This is a genomic window from Amycolatopsis sp. VS8301801F10 (genome assembly GCF_046195355.1).
Taxonomy (GTDB): Bacteria; Actinomycetota; Actinomycetes; order Mycobacteriales; family Pseudonocardiaceae; genus Amycolatopsis.
This window is the reverse complement of sequence record NZ_CP176065.1, coordinates 3,500,354-3,515,950: the sequence shown is the minus strand read 5'-3', so window position 1 is coordinate 3,515,950 and position 15,597 is coordinate 3,500,354. Positions and strand designations below refer to the sequence as shown.

Annotated in this window: 13 protein-coding genes; 10 read left to right on the top strand and 3 right to left on the bottom strand. The window is 69.7% G+C overall.

Annotation, left to right across the window (positions count from 1 at the left end; genetic code table 11):
* The first annotated feature begins 34 nt into the window (after positions 1-34).
* On the top strand, positions 35-1,729 hold the full coding sequence (locus F9C11_RS16755; protein ID WP_409185794.1) for a bifunctional diguanylate cyclase/phosphodiesterase: 1,695 nt from the start codon (positions 35-37) through the stop codon (positions 1,727-1,729).
* 575 nt (positions 1,730-2,304) lie between these two features.
* On the opposite strand, the gene F9C11_RS16750 is transcribed toward F9C11_RS16755, so the two are convergent.
* Entirely contained in the window at positions 2,305-2,826 is a 522-nt protein-coding gene (locus F9C11_RS16750) for a phosphoribosyltransferase family protein (RefSeq protein ID WP_409185793.1), read from the bottom strand.
* A 49-nt stretch (positions 2,827-2,875) separates the two neighbouring features.
* Positions 2,876-3,274: a VOC family protein gene (locus tag F9C11_RS16745; protein ID WP_409185792.1), complete on the bottom strand. Its 399-nt coding sequence runs from the start codon at positions 3,272-3,274 to the stop codon at positions 2,876-2,878.
* Between the two features lie 84 nt (positions 3,275-3,358).
* Between F9C11_RS16745 and F9C11_RS16740 the strand changes: the two genes are divergently transcribed.
* A complete protein-coding gene (locus tag F9C11_RS16740) occupies positions 3,359-4,357 on the top strand; it encodes a helix-turn-helix transcriptional regulator (protein WP_409185791.1) in 999 nt (332 codons plus the stop codon).
* 423 nt (positions 4,358-4,780) lie between these two features.
* Here the strand turns inward: F9C11_RS16740 and F9C11_RS16735 are convergent, their stop codons facing one another.
* Positions 4,781-5,200, bottom strand: a complete 420-nt coding sequence (locus F9C11_RS16735) for a MarR family winged helix-turn-helix transcriptional regulator (RefSeq protein ID WP_409185790.1) — start codon at positions 5,198-5,200, stop codon at positions 4,781-4,783.
* 67 nt (positions 5,201-5,267) lie between these two features.
* On the opposite strand from F9C11_RS16735, the gene F9C11_RS16730 reads away from it, so the two are divergent.
* From F9C11_RS16730 to F9C11_RS16695, 8 genes are all read left to right on the top strand, one after another.
* Complete coding sequence (locus F9C11_RS16730; RefSeq protein ID WP_409185789.1) at positions 5,268-6,029, top strand: alpha/beta fold hydrolase; 762 nt, start codon at positions 5,268-5,270, stop codon at positions 6,027-6,029.
* A gap of 323 nt (positions 6,030-6,352) precedes the next feature.
* A complete protein-coding gene (locus F9C11_RS16725) occupies positions 6,353-8,431 on the top strand; it encodes a hydantoinase/oxoprolinase family protein (RefSeq protein WP_409185788.1) in 2,079 nt (692 codons plus the stop codon).
* On the top strand, positions 8,428-10,140 hold the full coding sequence (locus tag F9C11_RS16720) for a hydantoinase B/oxoprolinase family protein (RefSeq protein WP_409185787.1): 1,713 nt from the start codon (positions 8,428-8,430) through the stop codon (positions 10,138-10,140). The genes F9C11_RS16725 and F9C11_RS16720 overlap by 4 nt, the downstream gene beginning before the upstream one ends.
* Positions 10,141-10,180: 40 nt before the next feature.
* Positions 10,181-11,509: an MFS transporter gene (locus F9C11_RS16715; RefSeq protein ID WP_409185786.1), complete on the top strand. Its 1,329-nt coding sequence runs from the start codon at positions 10,181-10,183 to the stop codon at positions 11,507-11,509.
* Positions 11,506-12,057 carry a cysteine hydrolase family protein gene (locus F9C11_RS16710; RefSeq protein ID WP_409185785.1) on the top strand — a complete coding sequence of 184 codons (552 nt, stop codon included), beginning with the start codon at positions 11,506-11,508 and terminating at the stop codon, positions 12,055-12,057. The genes F9C11_RS16715 and F9C11_RS16710 overlap by 4 nt, the downstream gene beginning before the upstream one ends.
* Complete coding sequence (locus F9C11_RS16705; protein ID WP_409185784.1) at positions 12,054-13,217, top strand: aminotransferase class I/II-fold pyridoxal phosphate-dependent enzyme; 1,164 nt, start codon at positions 12,054-12,056, stop codon at positions 13,215-13,217. Before F9C11_RS16710 ends, F9C11_RS16705 begins: the two co-directional genes overlap by 4 nt.
* Entirely contained in the window at positions 13,214-14,008 is a 795-nt protein-coding gene (locus F9C11_RS16700) for an SDR family NAD(P)-dependent oxidoreductase (protein ID WP_409185783.1), read from the top strand. Before F9C11_RS16705 ends, F9C11_RS16700 begins: the two co-directional genes overlap by 4 nt.
* Positions 14,009-14,093: 85 nt before the next feature.
* Positions 14,094-15,581 carry a CoA-acylating methylmalonate-semialdehyde dehydrogenase gene (locus F9C11_RS16695; protein WP_409185782.1) on the top strand — a complete coding sequence of 496 codons (1,488 nt, stop codon included), beginning with the start codon at positions 14,094-14,096 and terminating at the stop codon, positions 15,579-15,581.
* Positions 15,582-15,597: the final 16 nt, after the last annotated feature.

The window sequence follows — 15,597 nt, the reverse complement described above, 5'->3', positions numbered from 1 at the left end:
TGGAGATCCGTGCGTTCCGGGCGAGGATCTGCGTGTGCTCGCGCCCGCCGACCAGGTTCGTTTCGCCTTCGAGCCGCTGTACAGCCTCTACAGCGGCTCGGCTGTCGCGGTCGAAGCGGTCGGGCATCCGGCGGCGGGCTGGGTGCAGGATCTTCTCGACGCGGCGGGCGACCAGGCCCAGCTCGTCGACGCGGACCTCGACCTCGCGGCCCGCGCGGCCGCGGCGGCCGGACGGACGGCAGCCGGGGTGTCGTTGCATCTCAACCTGAGCGCCAGTGCCGCGGGCGCGCCCGCCGAGCGGTTCATCCCGCTGCTCCAGACCCTGGAACGCACCGGCCGCCGCCCCGCCGACGTCGTGCTGGAAGTCACCGCGCCGCTCGCCCTCCCGAAGCCGGGAACCCTGCTGCGGGGCCTGCACCGGCTTCGCGACCTCGGCTTCCGGCTGGCCTTCGACCGGCTCGGGGCCGCGGGCCTGCCGATGAACCTGCTCGCCGAAGCGCCGATCGAAATGATCAAACTGGACCGTGCGACGCTGCGCCGGCTCCCGGCGAACGCGGCGACCGTCGCGCTGGTGGAGGCGCTGGTCCAGTTCGCCGCGCAAACCGACCTGCGGCTCGTCGCGACGGGAATCGAGAACGACGCGGAACTCGACGTCGCCCGGCGCTCCGGAATCCGTCTCGTGCAAGGGAATCTGTTCGCCACCGCCGCTCCGGAGCGCGTGCTGCCCGCCGCCGAACGCGGCGACCAGCCGGGCACCATGGTGGTCTCGCCCGCCGCCGGACTGCGGATCCCGGAATTCCTCCGGCAGGCCAAGACCCTGCCGGACGACGCGACCTGCGACGACGTCCACGCGATCCTGTCCGCCGAGCACGCGCCGAAGGCGATCGTCGGCCTCGACCAGCAGGCGCGTCCACAGTGGACGATCGACCGGATGCGGTTCCTGCTGGCGGTGACCGGCCGGTACGGGCACGCGCTGTACTCCGGGAAACCCGCGGCGAAACTGGCCGGTCCGCCGCGGCTGGTCCGGATCGACACCGGCACCCGCGAACTGCTGGAACTCATCGCCGACGGCGGAGCCGAGCACAGCGGCGACGACCTCGTCGTGACCGACGCGTCCGGCCGGTACCAGGGCGTGGTGCGGCCGAACGAGGTGATGCGCCGGATGGCTGCGGTGAAGGTCGAGGCCGCGGTCGCGCTCAACCCGCTCACCCGGCTGCCCGGCAGCGACGCGATCGCCCAGGACGTCGCCCGCCGGGCCCGCGCCGGACGGCCGTTTGTGGTGGCCTGGCTGGACATCGACCACTTCAAACGGCTCAACGACACCGCCGGGTTCGCCGCGGGCGACGACCTGATCCGCGCCATCGGCCGGGCGTTGACCGACCACGCCCGGCGGCTCGGCGACGTCACCGTCGGGCACGTCGGCGGCGACGATTTCCTTGTGGTGTGCGGAGTCGAGGACATCACCGCCCTCGCTGACGCCGTGCTCGGCCAGGACTGGTCGGCCGACGGAGTGCCGGTCACGCTTTCCCTGGCGAGCCTCGTCCAAACCGGTGCGTCGGCGAGCACGTACCGCGAAAGCGCACGACTGCTGGCACCGTTGAAGAAGCAGGCCAAGGGGATCCGGGGGTCGAGCTGGGTCAACAGCTGGCCCGGTGCCGGGCGGGCGCAGGTTCTCCGTGGCGGCAAGGAAACGAGCAGTCGGTCGCCGATGCTGATATCTCAGCAGTAGTCGACACTGATACCTGCGGCCCGGCAGCGAAAACCGCCCCGGCCACGGTCAGCACTCCGGCAGCTCACCCGCAGACAGCAACCCATGCAACCGCCCAAGCCGCGACCGCACCGCCGCAGCAAGCTGATCGAAAAGAAACCAGCAGCCACTCGCCAACGCTGATATCTCAGCAATAGCCGACACAGATACCGGCAGCCAGGCAGTAAAAAACCGCCCGGCCGCAGTCAGCACCCCGGCAGCTCACCCGCAGACAGCAACCCATGCAACCGCCCAAGCCGCGACCGCACCGCCGCAGCAAGCTGATCGAAAAGAAACCAGCAGCCACTCGCCAACGCTGATATCTCAGCAATAGCCGACACAGATACCGGCAGCCAGGCAGTAAAAAACCGCCCGGCCGCAGTCAGCACCCCGGCAGCTCACCCGCAGACAGCAACCCATGCAACCGCCCAAGCCGCGACCGCACCGCCGCAGCAAGCTGATCGAAAAGAAACCAGCAGCCACTCGCCAACGCTGATATCTCAGCAATAGCCGACACAGATACCGGCAGCCAGGCAGCGAAAACCGCCCGGCCGCAGTCAGCACTCCGGCAGCTCATCCGCAGCCAGCAACGCATGCAACCGCCCAAGCCGCGACCGCAGCGCCGGAGCGAGCTGATCGACCAGCACCGCGCAACCGGCCAGCTCCGCGCCCGCCTCGGTCACCAAGTCGCGCACGGCCAGCGCCTGGCTGCCCGTCTCGATCCAGTCGTCCACCAGCAGCACGCGGTCGCCGGGCGAGAGCGCCGACCGCTGCATCCGCAGGACGTGCCGGAAACCCCGGTAGTCCGGGTCCGTTTCGCGGGTCAGCTTCTCGCCGGGGAACAGCCCAGCCGCCTTCCGGACCGCGGCGAACCCGACGCCCAGTTCCAGCGCGACGGCACCGCCGAGCAGGAAGCCCCGCGATTCGATTCCGCACACCGCGGTCACGCCCGCGTCGCGGAACGGCTCGGCCAGTGCCTTCACCACCTCGGCGAACGCCTCGCCGTCCCGGAAAACCGGCCAGAGATCGGCATGTCCGCCAGTCCAGCGGAACCGCTCCAGCAGAAGAGCACGTGTCATTCGGCGATCCTGGCCGGTCACCCGGTCGTCAGGCGAGGCGATTTCCCCGTCACCTGGCGAGCCGGGCGCGGGCCTCCTCGGTCTGCGGCGCGAACAGGTTGACCAGGTTGCCGTCCGGGTCGCGGAACAGCAGCGAACGGTTGCCCCACGGCATCGTCGTCGGCTCCTGAACAACCTCCGCGAGCAGCGGCCGCAACCGCGCGAACTCCCGGTCCACGTCCTCGACCAGGAACTCCAGGATGACGGTCCGGTTCGATTCCGGCACCGCCGCGCCCGCGCTGAACAGCGCCATCGTCTCGGCGCTGCCGATCGCCAAGGTCGCGGTCTCGCCGGCGAACTCCGCGAACTGCTTCGCCGGACGGCTCGCCACGAGGCCGGTCACCTGCTCGTAGAAGGACGTCAGACGGTCGACGTCGCTGGTGATGATTCGGACAGAAGTCAACTGCACGGCCATATTCCTCTCTAGGTGTCTGCCGGCCACGCTAGAAGCAATAGTGGACAGGATCCGCCCGGTATTGCGAGAATTCCCGCCATGACCCGGCCGATCGCCCGCGTGCTGGCGCTGCTGGAAATCCTGCAGGGCGGCGGCACCCGGACGGTCGCCGAACTCGCCGGGCGGCTGGACGTGGACGAGCGCACCGTCCGCCGCTACGTCGAGCACCTGCTTGACCTGGACATCCCGGTCCGTTCGGTACGCGGCCGCTACGGCGGGTACCGGCTCGCCCCCGGTTACCGGATGCCGCCGCTGATGCTCACCGACGAGGAGGCGCTCGCCGTCCTGCTCGGCCTGGTCGCGGGACAGCGCGCCGGCCTGGTCACCACGTCGGTCGCGGCCGTGGAAAGCGCAGCGGCGAAGGTCCGCCGGGTGCTGCCCGAGGCGCTCGGCCGTCGGCTCGACGCGTTGCTGGAGGTCGCCGATTTCACCGCACCCGCCCGCACCTCGCTCACCGCGGAGGCCGAGGTGCTCCTCGCCGTGGCCGAGGCAGCCCGCGACCAGCGGCCGATCAAACTCGCCTACACCGCGGCTCACGGGCGAAGCAGCGAACGCGTCGTCGAACCGTACGGTGTCGTGGCACACTCCGGCCGTTGGTATCTCACCGGCTTCGACTCCAGTGCCGGACAGGTGCGCACATTTCGCGTCGACCGCATCGAGCGCGCCGCACCGCAGGACGGAACCTTCAGCGCCCCAACGGATTTCGATCCCTCGCACCAGGTGCTTACCGGGATCGCCGAGGCACCGCACCGGCATGACGTAGCAGTGCGGATCCACGCGACCGCGGAGGAGATCCGGGCGGTGTTCCCGCCGTCCATCGCCATCCTCGAGGCGGACGCCCCATGGATCCGGGCGCGCATCCGGGCCGAACGCCTGGACTGGATCCCGCCGCGACTAGCCGCGCTCGACCGGCCGTTCGTCATCGAGCAGCCGGACGCGCTGCGCGACCAGATGCGCGCCCTCGCCGACCGGCTGGCGGGTTACGCCGGAGCAGATTCGGGCGCGGTCTCCGGCATCGCACCTGACTCGGCGGACTGAGCGACCGCACCTCGACACCACGCCGACTGGCTCTTGGACTCCACGGAGCCGACTCGAACGCGGTCTCCCGCAACGCCCCCTGGCGCGGCGAGCTGAGCCACCCCCGACTCGGCACCATCCGCCCCACTCCACGACTGCGCCAGAGCAGACCGGAACGCGGTCACTGAGAACGCACCCCACCGGCGAACTGAGCCCATCCCCAAGTCGGCACCACCCGACTGGCTCCCGGACTCCGGCGGACCAGACTTAAACGCGGTCCCCCGCAACGCACCTGGCGCGGCAAGCCGAGCCACCCCCGACGCACCATCCGCCCCGACCGGCCCTTCGACTACGCCAGAGCAAACTCGAGCGCGACTTCCCCAACCCACCCAACCCGGCGAGCTGAGCAGCCGCCACCTCGACACCACCCCGACGGCTCCCGGCCTACGCCGAATCCGCCTCCAAAGCGATATCCAGCAACGCACCCAGCTCATTGAGCTGCGCCGCCGAAAGCCGGCTGAACGACTCCTTCACCACGACGTCCACGACTTCCTGCCCCGCCGCCCGCAGTTCCGCGCCCTTCTCCGTGAGGCGGTGCCGCACTGCGCGGCCCGGTCCCGGCACTCGTTCGATCAGGCCGCGATCGACCATGCGCGCGGCCAGCGTGCCGAAGGACTGGTCGGTCTGGAAGGTCAGCACGGCGAGGTCGTGCAGCGACGCCTCCGGGTGATTGTCCAAGTGCCGCAAGGTATCCCACTGCACCAGCGACAAACCGAGCGGCTGCAGCGCCTGGCTCAGCGCACGGTGATGGCGGTGCTGCAGGCGCTTGACGGCCAGAGCGACGTCGGCGTGGCGGTACTTCATGGCCGCGCAGCCTACCCGGCCACAGCACAGGTTGCTTATCTAAGGTTGTTTATATAAGGTTCCTGATATGACTTTCTCCCAGACCCTTCAACTCCGCTCGCCCGGCCCGGTCGACATCACTGTCCAAGACCAGGACCGCACCCAGACATTCCTGCTCCTGCACGGCGGAGGCGGAGTCGCGACAATGGCCGGTTTCGCCGATCTCCTGGCCGAACGCACCCGCTCGCGAGTCCTGCTGCCCACCCACCCGGGGTTCAACGGCACGCCGAAAGCCGCCGAACTCACCGACGTCACCGCGTTGGCCAGGGCCTACGTCGCGATGCTCGACCACCTCGACGTCTCGAACGTCACCGTGCTCGGCAATTCCTTCGGCGGCTGGCTGGCGGCGGAAATCGCACTGCTGCACAGTCCGCGGGTCAGTCGCGCGGTGCTTGTCGACGGCATCGGCATTGAGGTCGACGGCCATCCGCTGGCCGACGTCCGCGGCAAAACGGTCGCGGAAATCCAGCAATTTTCCTTCCACGACCCGGCGAAGGCACCGACCCCGCCAGCGGGCGGCAGTGGTCCGAGCCCGGATGTCCTGGCACTGGTCGGCTACACCGGTCCGTCGATGTCCGACCCGACACTGGCCGAACGGCTGGGCAAAACAGACCTCCCCGTCCACGTCCTGTGGGGCGAAAGCGACCGAATCGCCGATCCGCAGTACGGCGAGGCCTACGCGGCCGCGATCCCGGGCGCGACGTTCACCGTGCTTCCCCGCACGGGACACTTGCCGCAGGTCGAAACTCCGGAAGAACTGCTCGACGCACTGCTCGCCCTTGACGCATAACCACACCGCCCGGACGAGCACTCCCGCCCACTGCGCACATAGCGCCACGGCCCGCTGCCCTGCTCGACGCCCCTCGCACCGAGCACCTGCCACCAAGCCGGAGCCGTCCCGGAACATCTGCCCGGGACGCCCAGACGATCACCGGGGCCAGGAAATCCGCAGGTCCACGCCCTGCTCCGGACAACACCCGCAGGCTTCAGCAATACCTCCGGTCATCTCCTGCTACGACCAGTTAAGGATTAAAAAATGGCAACTACTGCTTGCTGATATCTCAACTCAGACCTACTGTGATCCCAGTCGCTCGCTGAACGAAGGAGATCGCAGTGCCTCGCAGTCACGATCCTCGACCGGCCGGCTGGCGGGTCGGCGCCGACATCGGCGGCACGTTCACCGACGTCATCGCGCTGGGCCCGGCCGGGGAGGTCGTCCCGATGAAGGTGCCGTCGACGCCGCCCGACTACGGCGCGGGCGTCGTGACGGCGACGACCGCGGTGCTGTCTTCCGCCGGAACGCGGCCGGAGTCCGTCGTCGCGATGTTGCACGGCACGACCGTGGCCACCAACGCGATCCTGTCGATGAGCGGCGTCCGGACCGCGGTGGTCACCACCCGGGGTTTCCGCGACGTGCTGGAAATCGGGCGGCTGCGGCGGCCGAAGCTCTACGACCTGTCCTGGTCGAAGCCGGAACCGTTGGCCCGCCGGAGGAATCGCTACGAACTCGACCAGCGCATCACCGCCGACGGGCAGCTCTCCCCCGCGACCGACGCGGGCGAAGTCCGCGCGCTGGCCGAGCAATTGCGCGCGGACGGCATCGAAGCAGTCGCGGTGTGCCTGCTCAATTCTTACGTCCGGCCGGACGAAGAGCGGCGGGTCGCCGAGCTGCTGCGCGCAGAGCTGCCGGGGGTCTACGTCACGGCGTCGGTCGACGTTTCCCCGCAGCCGCACGAATTCGAACGCACCAGCACGGCGACGGTCAACGCTTACGTCGGCCCGGCGGTGCACGGCTACCTCACGCGGCTGGAAGCGGGGCTGCGCGCCGAAAACGTCCACGCACCGCTGCTGGTCATGCAGTCCAGCGGCGGCCTGCTCGACGCCGCTTCGGTCGCGCAACGGCCGGTGCAGATCATCGAATCCGGTCCGGCCGCCGGGGTCACCGCGGTGCAGAAGCTCGCGCAGCTGATCGGTCTGTCCACAGTGGTCGCTTTCGACATGGGCGGAACCACGGCGAAGGCCTCGCTGATCGAGCACGGGGAACCGTTCGTCTCGGCAGATTACGAGGTCGGCGGCGGGATGAACGTGGCACGCGGGCTCAGTTCCGGGGCCGGCTACCCGGTGCGGGCCCCGTCGATCGACATCGCCGAGGTCGGTTCCGGCGGCGGCAGCATCATCTCCGTCGACCCGGCGGGCGCGCTCCACGTCGGACCGGCCAGCGCCGGATCGCGGCCAGGCCCGGCCTGCTATGGCCAGGGCGGCGAGCTGCCGACTCTGACGGATGCCAACGTGACGCTGGGATATCTCAGCCCGCAGTCCCTGGCCGGCGGCCGAGTAGCGATTCACCCGGACCTTGCCGAAAAGGCCCTGTCCACAGTGGCCGAACAGCTCGGCGATGACATCCCAGGTACCGCACGCGGGGCATATCAGGTCGCGGTCTCTAGTATGACAACCGCGGTCAAAGCGGTCACCAGTGAACGGGGCCGGGACCCGCGAGAGGCCACGATGGTCGCGTTCGGCGGCGCAGGCCCGCTGTACGCCGCCGCGCTGGCCCGCGAACTGGGCATCGACACCGTGCTCGTCCCGGTGCACCCCGGGCTGTTCAGCAGTCTCGGCCTGCTCGTCGCCGACACCGAACGCCACGAACTCTCGCCGTACCGCGCCGAATTCGCGGAGATCTCCGCGCTCGCCAAGGAATTCGCGCGACTGTCCGAAAAGGTCCGCGAGGAACTCGGCGAGGACGCGGTCGTGGACCGGCTGCTGGACATGCGCTACCGCGGCCAGCGCTTCGAACTGCGGATCCGCGTGCCCGACGGCGAACTCACCGAGGACCTGCTCGCCGAGACCCGCGCCCGGTTCCACGCCGAGCACAAGCGCACCTACGGCCGCGCCGGCACCGACGATCTGGTCGAGCCGGTCAACCTCCGCGTACGCGGCAGGCAGCCCACCCCAGTGTCCATTTCGGAGGTACTGACGCTCCCCGAGGACGAGAGCACGGCACCGAAGACCCGCGAATGCCGTTTCGCCGAAACAGTTTCCGCGCCAGTTCTCACCCGGTCCGCGCTCGGCGCCGAGCCGGTGGACGGTCCGATGATCATCGAGGACATGGACGCCACCACCCTCGTCCCGCCCGGCGCGCAGGCGCACCGAGACCGGTTCAACAACATCGTGATCACCTGGAGTGCCGCATGATCCGCGACGCCGTGACGTTCGAGGTCTTCCGCAACGCCGTCACCGGGATCGCCGACGAAATGGCGATCACCATCCTGCGCACCGCGCATTCGCAGCTCGTCGCGTCCAGCATGGACTTCTCGGCCGCGCTGTGCGACGCCCGCGGCCGCGTCATCGCCCAGGCGAACACGCTGCCGGTGCACCTCGGGTCCATTCCGGACGCGATGGAAGCGATCTTCGTCGAGTTCGGCGATTCGGTGCGCCCCGGCGACCTCTACCTGCTCAACGACCCGTCGCTCGGCGGCATGCACCTGCCGGACATCTTCGCGGTCTCCCCCGTGTTCACCGGGGAAACGCTGCTCGGCTTCGCGGTCACCGTCGTCAACCACACCGACGTCGGCGGCTGGGCGGCCGGGTCGATGGCAGTCCAGTCCACTAATATCTTTGCCGAGGGAATTCAGATCCCACCGGCGCGGCTGATCGACGCGGGTGCCACGAACGAAACCTTCCTGCGGGTGCTGCTGCGCAACGTCCGCGAGCCGGAACTCCTGCGCGGCGACCTGGAATCTCAACTGGCCGCCTGTCATACCGGAGCCGAAGGGCTGCGCGCCCTCGCCGAGCGCCACGGCGTCGAACGGCTCACCGAGCTGATCGACGAACTGCTCGACTACTCCGAAACCCTCCTGCGTGCCGCGCTCGCCGAAGCCGTGCCCGGCACCTACGAGTTCACCGATCACATCGACGACGACGGCCTCGGCTCCGGGCCGATCCCGATCCGCGTCAAGGCGACGTTGTCGGAGTCCGGAATCGAACTCGACTTCACCGGTTCCTCGCCGCAGGTCGGCTCCGCGCTCAACGCGACCGCGTCGTTCACCCGCTCCGCCGCCTACGCCGCGCTGCAAGGCGTTCTCGCCTCCGACATCCCGGCCAACAGCGGCTTCTACCGGCCGTTCAGCTTCGTCATCCCAGACGCGTCCATCCTCAATGGACAGCGCCCGGCCGCTCGCGGCGCCCGCGGCCTGGTCGGCTTCCGGATCATCGACGCGGTGCTCGGCGCGCTCGCGCCGGTGTTCCCGGACCGGGTGCCCGCCGCGGGCGAGGGCGGTCCGGACGGAATCGCGATCGGGCTCGTCGGGCCGGACGGCGAATCCATGGTGCTGTGGGATCCGCTCGCCGGCGCGTGGGGCGCCCGGCCCGACCGCGACGGCGTCGACGGGATCAGCTCGCTGGGCGCGAACCTGACGAACACGCCGGTCGAGGAGCTCGAACGCTCCGGGCACCTCCGCATCGACGGTTACGGCTACTTGCCCGACAGCGGCGGAGCGGGACGCTGGCGCGGCGGGCTCGCGACGTTCCGCGACATGACGCTGCTGGCTCCCGAGGCCAGCGTGCAGATCCGGTCCGACCGGCGGAAGTTCCTGCCGTACGGGCTGGACGGCGGCGCACCGGGGACTCCGTCGCTCAACGTCCTCGACCTGGGCGGGCCGGGCGAACGCGTGCTGGAGTCCAAACCGCACTTCACCATGACCGCCGGCGCCCGGCACCGGCACGTGACCGCGGGCGGGGGCGGCCACGGACACCCGTTCGGCCGGGAGCCGGAGCGGGTGCTCGAAGACGTGCTGGACGGCAAGGTCACCCGCGAAGGGGCCGTCCGGGACTACGGCGTCGTCATCGACGACGGGGGGATCGACCAGGCCGCCACCGCTGCCATACGAGGCGGAGCGCGCTGACATACCACCACTCCCATTCCCCGACAGATCGGACTTCGCCATGAGTTCCCATGTCGCCGTCGGCCGGAGCACCGTCTCGCCGCGCACCTGGCGGAAAGCGGGCCTCCGGATCATCCCGCTGGTCGGGCTCGCCTACGTGGCCAGCTACATCGACCGCGCCAACGTCGGCTACCTCGCCGCCCCGATGTCGCGCGACCTGCACCTGAGCACCGGCCAGATCGGGCTCGCCGCCGGGCTGTTCTTCATCGGCTACATCCTCGTCGAGGTGCCGAGCAACCTGGCGCTGCGGCGGTTCGGCGCGCGGAAGTGGATCGCGCGCATCATGGTCACCTGGGGCCTGGTCACCGCGGCGACCGCGGCGGTGAACTCGGCCGCGACGCTCTACCTGGCCCGGCTTCTGCTCGGGTTCGCCGAGGCCGGGCTCGCCGCCGGGATCCTGCTCTACCTGACGCTGTGGTTCCCGCGCCGCCAGCGGTCCTGGGCGTTGTCGGCGTTCTTCCTGATGACGCCGGTGTCCTCGATCATCGGCTCTCCGCTGGCCGCCGCGCTGCTCGAATGGGGCCGGCAGTTGTTCGGCATCGCGGGCTGGCGGTCGCTGTTCCTGGTCGAGGGCATGCTGACGGTGGTGGTCAGCATCCTGGTCTTCGTCTTCCTTCCCGACCGCCCGGCCACCGCGCGCTGGCTCGACGACGACGAGAAGGCCGCGATCGAGGCGACGCTGGCCGCGGAAGCCGAGGAACACCGGGCCCACGGCGCGCTTTCCGGTCTGCGCGAGGCGCTGACCAGCCGCCGCGTCTGGATCATGGCCGTGACGTGGTTTGCCATCGCGTTCGGGCTCTACCCGCTCCAGTTCTTCCTGCCGACGATGCTCCGGTCCATCACGCACAGCATCGGCGGCGCGGGAGACGTCAGCAGCGTCCTGTTGTCCGCGATCCCGTACGCGGTGGCCTTGCTGGCGCTGCTGGTATGGGCACGTTTCGCGGCCCGGCGTACCGCAGTCACCGCCACTGCCATACCAATGGCCGTCGGTGTTGTCGGCCTGCTGCTGGCGACGTTCACCAGCAGCGGCACGCTGTTCGTGATCGCGGTCTGCCTGAGCGTCTCCGGTATTCTCACCGCGATGCCGCAGTTCTGGCGCATCCCGGCGATCGGGCTGACCGGCGCGGCCGCCGCGTCCGGGATCGCGCTGATCAACTCGGTCAGCAATCTCAGCGGGTTCATCGGCCCGTACTTCACCGGCGCGGTCGCGTCGGCGACCGGCAGTTTCACCTATGCGCTGCTGGCGATCGCGATCATCATGACGGCAGGACTGGCCGCCCTGCTCACCACGGGACGGCGGATGGAACGACTGGACGGGAATCTTTCATGACCACTGCACTGATCGTCGGCGACCTCCAGCGGGGCATCACGGACGGCTACCCGTTCGCCCGCCAGGTCGTGCCTCCGCTCAGCGCCCTGCTGCCGCAGGCCCGGAAGGCAGGCGTGCTCGTCGTCTTCGTGCACTTCGCCATGCGGGGCAACGGAACCGACCTGCCCGACGGCGCGCTGTACCGCTCGTTCTTCGACGCCGGCGACGCGTTCCACGAGGGTTCGCCGGGCACCGAGTTGACGCTGCCGACCGCGGATGAGGACGTCGTCGTCCTGAAGCGGCGGGCCAGCGCCTTCGCGGGCACGGACCTCGACCTCGTGCTCCGCGCCCGGGGCATCCGCGAGGTCGCGGTCGCCGGGGTGGCGACCAGCGCGATGGTCACCGCCACCTGCTACGACGCGGCGGATCGCGGCTACCAGGTGACCGTGCTGCGCGACGGATGCGCCGACGGCGACCAGACCGTCAACGATTTCTTGCTGGACAAGGTCTTCCCCAGCCGGGGGTTCGAGGTCGTGTCCTGTGCCGAGTGGACCGGAGGCAACGCGTGAACACCGCGTTGCTCGACCGGCTCCGCACCGATCTCGAGAGCCGCCGGCTTCGGCGCGACCTGGTGGTCTCCGGTGCGCAGGGGCCGACGCTGACCGTGGCTGACGAGGTGCTGGTCAACCTCGCTTCCAACGACTACCTCGGTCTCGCCGGCTCCCCGGAAGTCCTTGCCGCGGCCCAGGAAACGCTGCGAGACCAAGGGCTCGGCGTGGCCGCGGGACGGGTGCTCTGCGGCGGCCGGAGTGTCCACAGTGCACTCGAAACCGCCATCGCCGACCTGGTCGGCGCCGAGGACGCGGTGTTGTACAGCTCGTGCTTCGACGCGAACCTCGGTGTCTTCGCCGCCCTGCTCGGCCCGGACGACGTGATCTTCAGCGACGCGCTCAACCACGCCAGCCTGATCGACGGCATCCGGTTGGCGCAGGCCCAGCGGCGCGTCTACGCCCACTCAGATCTCAACGAGCTGGAGCGATATCTCAATGAGAGTGCGCAGGCACGGCACCGGCTGATCGTGACCGACGGCGTGTTCAGCATGGACGGCGACCTCGCCGCGCTCCCCCAGCTCGCCGAACTGGCGCGCCGCTACGACGCGGTGCTGCTGGTCGACGATTCGCACGCGACCGGGGTGCTCGGCGGCGGCACCGCGGAGCACTTCGGGCTCGTCGGCGAGGTCGACCTCGTGACCGGGACACTCGGCAAGGCGCTCGGCGGCGCGGCCGGAGGCTTCGTCGCCGGGGCGCGCGCGGTTACCGAGACCCTGCGCCAGGTCTCGCGGCCGTACATCTTCACCAACGCGATGGCACCTCCGCTGGCGGCCGCCGCACTGTCCGCGATCCAGCTGGCCACTCGCCGTCCGGAGCTGCGGGAACGCTTGGCCGCCAACACTTCCTGGCTCCGCAGCGCATTGCAGGGGCTCGGGTACGAGGTGCTGCCCGGCGAACATCCGATTGTCCCGGTGATGCTGCGCGGCGGAACGCTCGCCGTTGATATTGCAGCAGCGCTGCGGCGCGAAGGCGTCCTCGTCTTCGCGCTCGCGCACCCGGTCGTCCCGGCTGGTGAAGAGCGGATCCGGGTGCAGGTCTCGGCCTCGCACACGATGGAGCACCTCCAACGGGCAGCCGCTGCTTTCGGCCGGGTGCGCAGCTTGGTGGCGGCCGCATGAGCGCCGTCGAAGGCCTCCGCGCGCCTACCCGCGCCGACAGCAGCGAACTCGCCGGCCGGGTCGCGATCGTGACCGGCGGCGCGAGCGGCATGGGACTGGCGACAGTGCACGCGCTGGCCTCCCGGGGAGCGACCGTCGCGGTGTTCGACCCCGCCGCGCGCGCCGTCGAAGAACTGGCGGCGACGCTCTCGGTTCCGGCTGAGCGGCTCCGGTCGATCGCGGTGGACGTCACGGACGCCGACCGGGTCGGCCGCGCGTTCGACGCGGTGCTGGCCGACCAAGCCCGGCTCGACATCCTCGTCAACGCGGCCGGTATCGCACCACCGACGGCGTTTGAAGATATCACCGAGGCCGAGTGGAATCGCGTGCTCGCGGTGAGCGTGCACGGGACTTTCCTGTGCTGCCAGCGCGCGCTGCCCGCGATGCGAACCGGCGGCTGGGGCCGGGTCGTCAATTTCTCCTCCACCGCGGGCAAAACGATCAGCACGGCGGGCGGTGCGCATTACACGACCGCCAAGCACGGCGTCCTCGGCCTCACCCGGCACCTCGCGAAGAACTACGGCCCGGACGGAATCACGGTCAACGCCGTCTGCCCTGGCCTGATCGACACGCCGATGGTCCGCGGCCTGCTTTCCGCGGAAGCGCTCGACGAAGCCACCCGGTCGTTCCCGGTCCCGCGCGCGGGGCTGCCGTGGGAAGTAGCGGAACTCGTCGCGTTCCTCGCCTCCGACCGGGCGGCCTACATCACCGGGGCCGCGATCGACATCAACGGCGGCGACCTGATCGTCTGAGCCTCCCCCGGCGAAAACCCTTGCCCCGCATCAGCATCGGCGTCCGATGCTGCCCCGAAACCCTGACCAAGAAGGCGAGCCCCTCGTGCATCCCATCATCCGACACCGCATCGGCGGCCGGGAAACCACCGGTCATTCGACCCGGACCGCGCCGGTGTGGAATCCCGCGACCGGCGAGCGCCAAGCCGACGTGCTGCTCGCCGAACCCGCCGACGTCAACGCCGCGGTGCAAGCCGCGCGCATCGCGCTGCCGGACTGGGCCGACACGTCGGTCATGCGCCGGTCGCGGCTCATGTTCGCGTTCCGCAATCTGGTCGAGAAACGCCTCGACGATCTGGCCCGGATCGTTTCCGCCGAACACGGCAAGGTTTTCGAGGACGCGAAGGGCGAGCTGGTCCGCGGCCTGGAGGTGATCGATTTCGCCTGCGGCATCCCGCAATTGCTCAAAGGCGAGTACTCCGACCAGGTCTCGACCGGCGTCGACCTGTTTTCGTTCCGGCAGCCGCTCGGCGTGTGCGCGGGCATCACGCCGTTCAATTTCCCCGCCATGGTCCCGATGTGGATGCACCCGGTCGCCATCGCGACCGGGAACACGTTCGTGCTCAAACCGTCCGAACGCGACCCTTCCGCGGCCAATTTCGTCGCCGAACTCTACGCCGAAGCGGGATTGCCGGACGGCGTTTTCAACGTCGTGCACGGCGACAAGGTCGCGGTCGACGCGGTGCTGGACCATCCGGACGTCGCCGCCGTGTCGTTCGTCGGCTCGACGCCGATCGCGCGGTACGTGCACGAACGCGCGACCGCGAACGGCAAGCGCGTGCAGGCGCTCGGCGGCGCGAAGAACCACGCCGTCGTCCTGCCCGACGCCGACCTCGAAAACGCCGCCGAGCACCTGGTTTCCGCCGCGTACGGATCGGCCGGCCAGCGTTGCATGGCGATTTCCGTCGCCGTCGCGGTCGGCGACGTGGCCGAGCCGCTGGTCAAGCTGATCGGCGAGAAGGCGCGGACAATCAAGGTCGGTCCGGGGCTGGCGCCGGGATCCGAGATGGGGCCGGTCGTGTCGCCGGAAGCGCTCGACCGCGTCCGCGGCTACATCGACGCCGGGGTCGCCGCGGGTGCCGAACTCGTGGTCGACGGCCGGGACGTCGCCGTCAAGGAGAGCGGATTCTTCGTCGGGCCAACGCTTTTCGACGCCGTGACCCCCGAAATGAGCGTGTACCGCGACGAGATTTTCGGCCCGGTTCTCGTGGTCGTGCGCGCCGATTCGCTGACCGAGGCGATCGAGCTGATCAACGCGAGCGAATGGGCCAACGGCACCGCGGTTTTCACCGGCAGCGGCCGGGCAGCCCGGCAATTCCAGCGTTCGGTGCAGGTCGGGATGATCGGCGTGAACGTGCCGATTCCGGTGCCGATGGCGTTCTACTCGTTCGGCGGCTGGAAACAGTCGCTGTTCGGCGCGCACCACATGCACGGCCCCGAGGGTGTCGCTTTCTACACCCGGGCCAAGGCGGTGACCAGCCGCTGGCCGGAATCGCCGGAGGAGGCGAGCCTGCATTTCCCGACCGCGGTCTGAACCGGGCGGCGGCCCG

Bases quoted from the DNA above. Each gene is read 5' to 3' on its own strand.
- F9C11_RS16750 (WP_409185793.1), bottom strand. From the start codon at position 2,826: ATGACACGTGCTCTTCTGCTGGAGCGGTTCCGCTGGACTGGCGGACAT.
- F9C11_RS16740 (WP_409185791.1), top strand. From the start codon at position 3,359: ATGACCCGGCCGATCGCCCGCGTGCTGGCGCTGCTGGAAATCCTGCAG.
- F9C11_RS16735 (WP_409185790.1), bottom strand. From the start codon at position 5,200: ATGAAGTACCGCCACGCCGACGTCGCTCTGGCCGTCAAGCGCCTGCAG.
- F9C11_RS16730 (WP_409185789.1), top strand. From the start codon at position 5,268: ATGACTTTCTCCCAGACCCTTCAACTCCGCTCGCCCGGCCCGGTCGAC.
- F9C11_RS16720 (WP_409185787.1), top strand. From the start codon at position 8,428: ATGATCCGCGACGCCGTGACGTTCGAGGTCTTCCGCAACGCCGTCACC.
- F9C11_RS16715 (WP_409185786.1), top strand. From the start codon at position 10,181: ATGAGTTCCCATGTCGCCGTCGGCCGGAGCACCGTCTCGCCGCGCACC.
- F9C11_RS16710 (WP_409185785.1), top strand. From the start codon at position 11,506: ATGACCACTGCACTGATCGTCGGCGACCTCCAGCGGGGCATCACGGAC.
- F9C11_RS16700 (WP_409185783.1), top strand. From the start codon at position 13,214: ATGAGCGCCGTCGAAGGCCTCCGCGCGCCTACCCGCGCCGACAGCAGC.